9 protein-coding genes are annotated in these 9345 nt (G+C 72.8%); 7 read left to right on the top strand and 2 right to left on the bottom strand.

The window, feature by feature from the left end; genetic code table 11:
* Positions 1 to 107: 107 nt before the first annotated feature.
* Complete coding sequence (locus AB0E85_RS18820) at positions 108 to 1652, bottom strand: alpha/beta hydrolase (protein WP_361928188.1); 1545 nt, start codon at positions 1650 to 1652, stop codon at positions 108 to 110.
* 336 nt (positions 1653 to 1988) lie between these two features.
* Here AB0E85_RS18820 and AB0E85_RS18815 point away from each other — a divergent pair, with 336 nt between their 5' ends.
* The 7 genes from AB0E85_RS18815 (at position 1989) to AB0E85_RS18785 (ending at position 8587) form a co-directional block, all read left to right on the top strand.
* Positions 1989 to 3104 carry a Gfo/Idh/MocA family oxidoreductase gene (locus AB0E85_RS18815; RefSeq protein WP_361928186.1) on the top strand — a complete coding sequence of 372 codons (1116 nt, stop codon included), beginning with the start codon at positions 1989 to 1991 and terminating at the stop codon, positions 3102 to 3104.
* Positions 3101 to 4024 carry a PmoA family protein gene (locus AB0E85_RS18810; protein WP_361928183.1) on the top strand — a complete coding sequence of 308 codons (924 nt, stop codon included), beginning with the start codon at positions 3101 to 3103 and terminating at the stop codon, positions 4022 to 4024. Before AB0E85_RS18815 ends, AB0E85_RS18810 begins: the two co-directional genes overlap by 4 nt.
* The gene (locus AB0E85_RS18805) at positions 4018 to 4782 is read left to right on the top strand and encodes a cupin (protein WP_361928180.1); all 765 of its coding nucleotides are present in this window, start codon (positions 4018 to 4020) and stop codon (positions 4780 to 4782) included. The genes AB0E85_RS18810 and AB0E85_RS18805 overlap by 7 nt, the downstream gene beginning before the upstream one ends.
* A gap of 91 nt (positions 4783 to 4873) precedes the next feature.
* Positions 4874 to 6157 carry an ABC transporter substrate-binding protein gene (locus tag AB0E85_RS18800; RefSeq protein WP_361928178.1) on the top strand — a complete coding sequence of 428 codons (1284 nt, stop codon included), beginning with the start codon at positions 4874 to 4876 and terminating at the stop codon, positions 6155 to 6157.
* On the top strand, positions 6154 to 7092 hold the full coding sequence (locus AB0E85_RS18795; protein WP_361928175.1) for a sugar ABC transporter permease: 939 nt from the start codon (positions 6154 to 6156) through the stop codon (positions 7090 to 7092). The genes AB0E85_RS18800 and AB0E85_RS18795 overlap by 4 nt, the downstream gene beginning before the upstream one ends.
* On the top strand, positions 7089 to 7949 hold the full coding sequence (locus AB0E85_RS18790; protein WP_361928173.1) for a carbohydrate ABC transporter permease: 861 nt from the start codon (positions 7089 to 7091) through the stop codon (positions 7947 to 7949). The genes AB0E85_RS18795 and AB0E85_RS18790 overlap by 4 nt, the downstream gene beginning before the upstream one ends.
* Complete coding sequence (locus AB0E85_RS18785; RefSeq protein ID WP_361928171.1) at positions 7946 to 8587, top strand: hypothetical protein; 642 nt, start codon at positions 7946 to 7948, stop codon at positions 8585 to 8587. The genes AB0E85_RS18790 and AB0E85_RS18785 overlap by 4 nt, the downstream gene beginning before the upstream one ends.
* On the opposite strand, the gene AB0E85_RS18780 is transcribed toward AB0E85_RS18785, so the two are convergent.
* Positions 8559 to 9260 carry a phosphatase PAP2 family protein gene (locus tag AB0E85_RS18780; protein ID WP_361928169.1) on the bottom strand — a complete coding sequence of 234 codons (702 nt, stop codon included), beginning with the start codon at positions 9258 to 9260 and terminating at the stop codon, positions 8559 to 8561. The genes AB0E85_RS18785 and AB0E85_RS18780 overlap by 29 nt on opposite strands.
* Between the last annotated feature and the right edge of the window lie 85 nt (positions 9261 to 9345).

The raw sequence follows: 9345 nt of genomic DNA, 5'->3' as shown, positions 1-9345 counted from the left end.
CCGAGGGGAGCACACCCAGCACGTCGAGACCTGACGCGGCATCCCGGCCCGGCGGGACCCCGCCCGCGGGCGGTGACCATCAGGGCCGGTCGCTGTCGCGGACACCCCTAGGGGGTGGTGCGCGCCGCGCAGTCGATGTCCCGCGCGGGCAGCCGACCCGTCGCGAGGTAGGAGTTGACCGCGCCGTCGGCACAAGCCGACCCGTAGACGCCGTACACCGCGTGCTGGTCGGCCCCCTCCAGGGTGACCAGACGCGAGGAAGGCCACCTCCCGCGGACGGCCTCGGCGCCGTCGTAGTAGGTCCGCGGGTCCCCGGTGGCGTTCACCAGCAGGGCCGGCAGGTCGTCACGGATCCGCGTCGGACGCTCCCGCGGCCGGTCCCAGAACGCGCACGGGTTGATGTTGGCGGTGACGGGCGCGAAGAGCGGGTCCCCGGCCCGGGTGCGCTCGACGTCGCGCCAGTACACCCCGGGATCACGCGGCGCGGCGTTGTCGCCGCAGATGATCGCCGTCTGCGCGCTGCCGTAGGGCGAGTCGGTGCCGGTGAGCACGAACTCCAGGACCCCGGCCAGCCACGGCGACGGCGTCACCCGCTCTCCCCGCGAGGCCCGCAGCATGTCCCGCACGCCCTCGGCGAAGTCTCCGTAGGCGGCGGCGTTGTGCTGCGAGAGGCCGTTGAGGGCGACGAGGGGCAGGACGTGCCCGTCCAGCCGGTGCTCGCCGAGCCGCAGCGGGGTGCGGGCTGCGGCGGCCCGGACCCGCTCCACCGTGGCCAGCACCTCGCCGCGCGTACGGCCCAGCCCGTAGGCCGTGTCGCGGGCGGCGGCCCAGGAGGCCCAGCCCCCCAGGGCCTGGTGGTTGGCCGGCTCGGTGCCCCGCCACAGCCGGGCGCTGTAGCGGTCCGGGTCGATCACACCGTCCAGGACGACCCGGTCCGTGCGGCCCCGGAACATCGAGGCGTACACCTCGCCGAGGTAACTGCCGTACGAGTAGCCCAGGTAGGAGATCCGGCGTTCGCCGAGCGCGGCCCGCACGACGTCCATGTCGCGGGCGGTGTTGCGGGTGGTGGCGTGGGGGAGCGCATCGCCCGCGTGGGCCCGGCAGCGGTCGGCGAGGTTCTTCGAGAAGGCCGCCATGCGGTCGAAGCCCGCCCGGTCCTCACCCGCACCGCGCCAGGCCGATCCGGTCGGCCAGCGGCAGTCCAGCGGGGTGCTGCGGCCTATGAAGCGCGGGTCGACACCGACGAGGTCGTACCGCGCGGCCACGTCCTTCATCGCGTCGCGCACCCAGGGCGGATCGCCGAGCGAGGGGCCGCCGGGGCCGCCGCCGTTGAGGAGCAGGGGACCGACGCGGCGGGCGGTGTCCGTGGCGCGGATCCGGGAGATCGCCACGGTGATCGTCCGGCCGCCGGGGTCGGAGTAGTCCAGCGGTACGGTCACGTCGGCGCAGCGGGCGCCCGCCTGCTTCAGTTCCTTGCCGGTGGTGTCGTCGGGCCCGAGCACGCAGCTCTTCCAGGCGAGGTGCTGCCGGTGGTAGCGGGCGAGAGGATCCGGGGCCGCCTCGGCCGTGGCGGGCAGTGCGGTGAAGGCCAGTGCGGCGGTCGTCAGGGCGAGGACGGCTCTTGTCGCGGTTCCCGGGGAACGGGATAACACGTGGGGGTCCTTTCTGTCGCCGGTGTCCCTCGGCAGGCAGGCAGGAGCATGCCGAAGAGGGTGCTGTGCGACAGAACGGTAGGGACGGCCCGCCGTACGATCACTCCGGCTGGCAGCCGGTTCGTGGTGGGGTCAGCCCTAGCGGCGAGGTGGTGGAATGCCGTTTCCGCAACGGGGCTCAGGCCCGGATCTCCGCCCCGAGCTGGGGCGATGCTCGGGAAGACCTTGTGCAGGTCGTCGCAGGGGGGTTGTCCAGACATTCTCTCGCGCCTAGGGTCCCTTCCGAGTGCAAGCGCTTTCCAAGCGCGTGTCAGCAGGCTGTCCGAGGAGCGCCGCATGTCCTTGTCCCCCACCCGCCGCCGCGTGGCCGTCGTCGGCACCGGAGCCATCGTCAGCGGCAGCCATCTGCCCGCGCTGCGGGCCCACTCCGACAGGGTGGAACTGGTGGCCGCCGTCGACGTGGACCTGGAGCGCCTCGACGCCTTCCGCGAGCTGGCCGGTGAGCAGGTCGCCGGGTACACCTCGGTGGACGCGATGCTGGACGCCGTCCGTCCCGACCTGGTCCTGATCGGGACGCCGCCCTCCCTGCACCGCGACCAGACGGTGGCCGCGCTGAAGGCGGGCGCCTGGGTGCTGTGCGAGAAGCCGCTGACCCTGTCGCTCGCCGAGTACGACGAGATCGCCGCGGCCGAGGAGGCCTCCGGCGCCTACGCGGCGGTCGTCTTCCAGCACCGTTACGGCTCCGGCGCCGTACACGCCCGCGAGCTGATCACCAGCGGTGAGCTGGGTGCCCCGCTGGTCGCGCACTGCCAGACGACCTGGCACCGGGACGCCGCGTACTACGCGGTGCCGTGGCGCGGGAAGTGGGCCAGCGAGGGCGGCGGTCCGACCATGGGCCACGGCATCCACCAGTACGACCTCCTCCTGCACCTGCTCGGTGAGTGGGAGGAGATCCGGGCCATGGCCGCGCGCCTGGTGCACGACACCGAGAGCGAGGACGTCTCCACCGCCCTGGTGCGGTTCCGTGGCGGCGCCCTCGCGACCGTCGTCAACAGCGTGCTCTCCCCGGACGAGGTGAGCCGCATCCGCATCGACTGCGCGGACGCCACGGTCGAGCTCACCCATCTGTACGGCCACGGCAACGACAGCTGGGCCTACACCCCGGCCCCGCACGTGGCCTCCGAGCGCACCACGGCCTGGCGCACCCCCGCCGCCGACGTGCCCAGCTCGCACACCGCGCAGCTGGGCACACTCCTGGACGCCTACGACAACGGCACCCGGCCCCCGGGCAGCGGCCGCGACGCCCGCGCCACGCTGGAGTTCGCCGCCGCCCTCTACAAGGCGGCGTTCACCGGCGGTTCGGTGCACGCGGGGGAGATCGGCCCCGGCGACCCCTTCTACGAGGCCATGCACGGCGAGTACCCCGACTGGGCCCCCAAGGAGCGCGCATGACCATCCGCGTCACCCACACGCACGGCGAGGACATCGCCGTCACCGCAGGCGGCACGGAGATCCTCCGCTACGTCTACCGCCCCGACCCGGACCCCTTCGAGTCCCGCAAGCCCTACGCCCACCCGGTGCGCACCCTCTCGGGCCGCACGGTCACCGGCTACCGCCCGAACGACCACCGCTGGCACAAGGGCCTCCAGATGACCGCGAGTCATCTGTCCGGCCAGAACTTCTGGGGCGGCAACTGCTACGTCCACGGCCAGGGCTACCTCCCCCTGCCCGAGCGTGTCGGCTCCATGCGGCACGACGGCTTCGCGGACTTCACCGTCGAGGACGACCGCCTCGCCTTCAGAGAGAACCTCACCTGGATCGAGAACGGCGGCGAGGAGTGGGCGCGCGAGGTGCGCGGCCTGACCGTCCACTCGGTGGACGAGGAGGCCGGTTCCTGGGCCCTCGACTGGTCGATCCGCCTCACCAACACCCGTTCCGCACCGCTGGTCTTCGGCTCTCCGACCACCGCGGGCCGCGAGATGGCCGGCTACACCGGGCTCCAGTGGCGCGGCCCGCGCGACTTCACCGGCGGCACGGTCTTCGCCCCGGACACCGACGCCGACGCGGGCAAGCTGATGGGCACCCAGGGCCCCTGGCTCGCCTTCACCACCGAGCACGACGACGTCGACGGCCACTCCACCCTGGTCTTCGCGCACGCTCCCGAGAACCTCGACGCGGCTTCCCCGGTCCACGAGTCGCACTGGTTCGTCCGCTCCGAGCCCTTCCCGACGGTGGCGTTCTCCTGGGCGTTCTTCGAGGAGTTCGAACTGCCGCCCGGCGAGTCCTTCGCCTACCGCTACCGGCTGGTGGTGGCCGACGGCGCCTGGGACCGCGACCGGGTCGGCACCCACCTGGAGGGCCTGGCGTGGTGAGCGGGACGGAGCATGCCGCACTCCCGCACCCGCTGCCCGGCGCGATCGGCCTGTCGCACCTCAGCGCCTACGACTGGGAGGCCGCCGACGGCGTCTGCGGCGGCAGCCCGCACCTGCACCTGGTGTGCACGGAGGCGTACGTCGTCACCGGCGGCCGGGGCGCGGTCCAGACGCTGAGCCCCGACGGCTACCGGGACATCCCCCTCGAAGCCGGCTCGATCGCCTGGTTCACACCGGGCACCGTGCACCGCATGGTGCAGGGCGGCGATCTGCGCATCACCGTGCTGATGCAGAACAGCGGCCTGCCCGAGGCCGGGGACGCCGTGTTCACCTTCCCGCCCGAAGTGCTCGCCGACCCCGACCGGTACGCCGCGGCGGCTGCCCTGCCGCCCGGCACCGGGCCGGAGACGGCGGCGGCCGCGCGGCGCCGCAGGGACCTGGCCGTCGAGGGCTACCTCGGGCTGCGCGAGGCCCTCGTGGCCGGCGACAACGGCCCGTACCTGGAGTTCCAGAGCGCCGCCGCCCGGCTCGTGCGCGACAAGGTGCCCACCTGGCGCAAGCTGTGGCGGGAGGGCGCCCTGGCCACGGCGGAGCGCACCGGCGCCCAGCTCGACGCCCTGGCCGCGGGCGATCCCGCCCACCTCGGCGAGGCCACCGCGTACGAGGCCGCGCCCACCCGGCTCGGCGGCTTCGGCATGTGCGGCCGGCGTGACGAGTACGCGCTGCCGGGCACGACGCTGCCGTACCAGGGGGAGTAGCAGCAGGGGGCGCGAGGGGACCGGAAAGGGATCCGAGGGGGAACTGAGGGGGGCTCAACCGAAACTCCGTATCGGGAGGAGTGATCTCGGCATGCCCGGAAACAGGACAAAGGGGTTCTGCGCGTCGGCCGTCGCACTGGCACTGTGTGCGGTGCTGGCGGGCTGCGGAGGATCCGGGGAGTCCGCAGGCGGCGGCAAGGTGGTGCTGCGCTACACGTGGTGGGGCAACCCCGACCGCGCGGAACGCACCGAGCGGGCCGTCGCGCTGTTCGAGCAACAGCATCCGAACGTCGACGTGACGACGTCGTTCTCCGGCTACGACGCCTACAAGCAGAAACTCGCCACCCAGGCCGCCGGCGGTGACGCCCCGGACGTGATGCAGCTGGACTACCGCCAGATCGACCAGTACGCCTCCGGCGGAGTCCTGCTCGACCTCGCGCGACAGAAGTCCGTCCTGCGCACCTCCGAGATCGACCCGGGTCTGCTCGCCACCGGCCGTGTCGACGACGTCCAGTACGCGATCCCGCAGGGCCGCGGCACCGAGACCGTCGCCTACGACGTCCGGACCTGGAAGAAGTCGGGCGTCCCGCTGCCCGGCGAGAGCTGGACCTGGAGCGAGTGGGCGGACACGATGCGTGCCCTCGCGCGGAAGACCGGCAAGCCGGGGGCGACCGACCCCGGTCAGAGCGAGGACGCCTTCGAGGTCTGGCTGCGCGGCCAGGGCAAGGCCCTCTACACCAAGGGCGGCGGACTCGGCTTCACCGCCGCCGACCTCACCCGCTGGTGGACCTTCACCGACGCACTGCGCCGTGAGGGCGCCGTCTCGCCCGCCGAGCAGACCACCCAGCTCGACGGCTCCGTCGAGAACACCCCGCTGGGACGCGGCACATCCGTCACCGACGCCAACTGGGACGCCCCGGCCAGCGGCTTCGTCGCCCTGATACCGACCGGCGTCGCCCTCGCGCCCATGCCGTCCGGCGAGGACGGCACGCCCGGCCAGTACTTCAAGCCGTCCATGTTCCTGGGCGTCTCGGCCGACACGGGCCACCCGAAGGAGGCGGCGCAGCTCGTCGACTTCCTGATCAACGACCGGGAGGCCGCGAAGATCCTCGGCGCGAGCCGCGGCATCCCCGTCAACGAGACGATCCGCGACGAGACCGGCCCGCAGCTCAAGGACTTCGACAAGACCATCGCCGACTTCCAGGCCTCGCTGGAGGGCAAGCTCAAGGACCCGCCCCAGGCCCCGCCCTCGGGCGACAACGCCCTCCAGAGCACCTTCCAGCGCGACTACGACCAGGTCTCCTACGCGCGCATGTCGCCCCGCGAGGCGGCCGAGAACTACGTCACCGAGGCGAAGGCGGAGCTGAGGTCATGACCACCACCGCGATCCCCCCGGAGGCGAGGCACGCCCCGGCCGCCGCCCCGAAGCGCCGCCCCCGGCGTGAACGCGAGGGCGCCGCCTGGGTGTTCCTCTCGCCCTGGGTGCTCGGCGCGATCGTCCTGACACTGCTGCCGATGGCCGTGTCGCTGTACCTGTCGTTCACCGACTACGACCTGTTCACCCCGCCGAAGTGGGTGGGCCTGCGCAACTACGCGCAGATGTTCACCGAGGACCCGCGGTACTGGCGCTCGGTCGTGACGACCCTGACGTACGTCCTCGTCGCCGTGCCCCTGCAACTCGCCCTCGCCCTGGCCGTAGCCCTCGCCCTGAAGGGCATGAAGCGCGGCAAGGGCTTCTACCGCTCCGCGTTCTACGCCCCCTCCCTGCTCGGCGCGTCCATGTCCATCGCGCTCGTCTGGCGGGCGGTCTTCAACGACGGCGGCACGGTCGACAACCTGCTCGGCACCGGCGGCTGGGTCAACAAGCCCGGCTGGGCACTGCTGGCCGTGGCCCTGCTGACGGTGTGGCAGTTCGGCGCCCCGATGGTCATCTTCCTCGCCGGACTCCAGCAGATCCCCGCCGAGCTGTACGAGGCGGCCGCGGTCGACGGGGCCGGGAAGTGGCGGCAGTTCCTGTCCGTCACCGTGCCGATGCTGTCCCCGGTGCTCTTCTTCAACCTGGTCCTCCAGACCATCCAGGCCTTCCAGGTGTTCACCCCCGCCTTCGCCGTCAGCGCGGGCAAGGGCGGACCGGCCGACTCGACCCTCGTCTACACGATGTACCTCTACGACCGCGGCTTCGTCGCCTCCCACATGGGCTACGCCTCCGCCATGGCCTGGGTGCTGCTCGCCGTGATCGGCGTCGTCACGGCGGTGCTGTTCCGCACCTCGCGCTCCTGGGTCTTCTACGCTTCCGAGGGGGACCGGTGACCTCTACGACCGTTGCCCGCAGGCCCGTCCGGTGGGGCCGCGTCGCCCTGCACACGGGCTGCCTGGCCGCCCTGCTGGTCATGCTGTACCCGCTGGCCTGGCTGCTGGCCACCTCGCTCAAGCCCGCCGACGAGGTCATCGCCAGCCTCGACCTGCTGCCCAGTCACCTGGAGTGGTCCAACTACAAGACCGCGCTCGACGGCGTGAACGACGTCTCCATCTGGCGGCTGCTCGGCAACTCCTTGCTCATCGCGGGCGGCGCGGTCCTCGGTAACGTCATCAGCTGCTCGCTCGCGGCCTACGCCTTCGCGCGCCTCAGGTTCCGCTTCCGCGGGCCGCTGTTCGCCTTCATGATCGCCACGATCATGCTGCCGCACCACGCGGTGCTGATCCCGCAGTACATCATCTTCAACCAGCTCGGCCTGGTGAACACCTACTGGCCGCTGATCCTGCCGAAGTTCCTCGCAACCGAGGCGTTCTTCGTCTTCCTCATCGTGCAGTTCATGCGCGGCCTGCCGCGCGAGCTGGAGGAGGCGGCCCGCATCGACGGCTGCGGACCCTTCCGCAGCTTCTTCCAGGTCGTCCTGCCACTCACCCGGCCCGCCCTCATCACCACCGCCATCTTCACCTTCATCTGGACCTGGAACGACTTCTTCACCCAGCTCATCTACCTCTTCGACCCGGACAAGTTCACCCTCACCCTGGCGCTGCGCTCCTTCGTGGACGCCTCCAGCACCTCCGCGTTCGGCCCGATGTTCGCCCTGTCGGTGATCGCGCTGCTGCCGATCGTGCTGTTCTTCCTCGCTTTCCAGCGGTTCCTGGTGGAGGGCATGGCCAGCTCCGGAGTCAAGGGATGAGCGGGATGCCGACACGTGAGGCGGGCGAGGTGTTCGGCCCGCGCATGACCCTTTTCGCCGACGTGCTGAGCGTCGGACTCGCCACGGCGGCGGCCTGCCTGCCCCTGCTCACGGTCCCGGCCGCGCTGTCGACGGCGTGCGCCGTGCTGCGCGGCGCCGGACAGGGCCGGCCCGTCACGGCGGGACGGTACTTCGCCCTGCTGCGGCGGCGGTTGCGGGCGGGTGATCTGGTGGCAGGATCCGTTGCCCTCGCGGGCCTGCTGCTGCTCGCCGCCGACCTGGCGCTGGCCGGGGCCGGGCTGCCGGGAGCGCCGCTGTTCGCGGCGGCAGCCGCGGCGATCGGTGCCTGCGCGGCGGTGATCGGCCTGCGGGCCTGCGGGCGCCCCGAGTCGCTCACCGACTGGCGTGCGGCGGTGCGCGGGGCGGGCCGGGACGCCGTCACGGACGTGGGCGGCAGCGGTCTGGTCCTGCTCGCCGTGGCGACGGCCGCACTGTGCGCGTGGATGCTGCTGCCGCTGGCCTTCCTCGCCCCCGGGCCGCTGGCCCTGGCGCTCACGGCCGTCGACGTCCGCCGGTCCGCCGGTGGGGTCCCCGTGCCCGACCAGCGCCTCACCGGCGCAGGGCGCCGCCGATGCTGATCCGCGGCCAGGAACGGGCCGCCGCGAGAAGGGCCTGTGTCCGCGCCGAGGGGGTGGCCGCTGCCGCCGCCAGGGCCGCCGCCGCGCTCGCGATGCCGAGGACCGCACCCGCTGCCACGTCGCCCGGGTAGTGCACGCCCGTGTGGACGCGGGAGTAGCCGACGGCGCTCGCCAGCGCGCCGAGCGGGACCGCCGCGGGCGGCAGGACCACGCCGACGGCGGTGGCGAACGCGACCGCCGACGCCGTGTGCCCCGACGGGAACGAGGCCGAGGTCGGCATCTTGACGTGCCGGTCCACCGTCACCCGCGCCGCCTCGCGGTCGGGACGCGCCCGGCGCACCAGGCGCTTGCCGAGCAGATTGGCGGAGGCCGAGGCCACGGCGATCGCGCCGACGCCGGCCAGGGCGGCCTTGCGCGGCCGCTTCCCGCCCAGGGCCAGGACCGCGGCGATGCCGAACGAGATCTTGGAGTGATCGGCCGCGTGGGACAGGTGGCGCAGCGTCCGGTCCAGGGTCGGAGTGGGAGTGGCGGCCACCGCCGCGTACAGGGCGCCGTCCACGGCCCTGAGGTCGCCGAACACCGCGCTCAGGAGCCGGCCTGCTCCGCCCGCGGAGTCCCGGGCGGTTCGGAGCGGACGGGGGGCGTCCGCGTCGGTGATCGTCGGATCGGTCATGTGCTTCTCCCCGCAGTGGCCTTCCCCAGCACGGTACCGGCTCACGCCCGGCGCACGCTCGGTGCCCCTGCGAGCCGGTACCTCC

Origin of the sequence: Streptomyces sp. NPDC029044 (genome assembly GCF_040637495.1) — a bacterium.
GTDB lineage: Bacteria > Actinomycetota > Actinomycetes > Streptomycetales > Streptomycetaceae > Streptomyces.
Note: the sequence above shows the minus strand (reverse complement) of the source record. Positions and strands in the feature narration are given on the sequence as shown.

Bases quoted from the DNA above. Each gene is read 5' to 3' on its own strand.
- AB0E85_RS18795 (WP_361928175.1), top strand. From the start codon at position 6,154: ATGACCACCACCGCGATCCCCCCGGAGGCGAGGCACGCCCCGGCCGCC.
- AB0E85_RS18810 (WP_361928183.1), top strand. From the start codon at position 3,101: ATGACCATCCGCGTCACCCACACGCACGGCGAGGACATCGCCGTCACC.
- AB0E85_RS18785 (WP_361928171.1), top strand. From the start codon at position 7,946: ATGAGCGGGATGCCGACACGTGAGGCGGGCGAGGTGTTCGGCCCGCGC.
- AB0E85_RS18780 (WP_361928169.1), bottom strand. From the start codon at position 9,260: ATGACCGATCCGACGATCACCGACGCGGACGCCCCCCGTCCGCTCCGA.
- AB0E85_RS18815 (WP_361928186.1), top strand. From the start codon at position 1,989: ATGTCCTTGTCCCCCACCCGCCGCCGCGTGGCCGTCGTCGGCACCGGA.
- AB0E85_RS18800 (WP_361928178.1), top strand. From the start codon at position 4,874: ATGCCCGGAAACAGGACAAAGGGGTTCTGCGCGTCGGCCGTCGCACTG.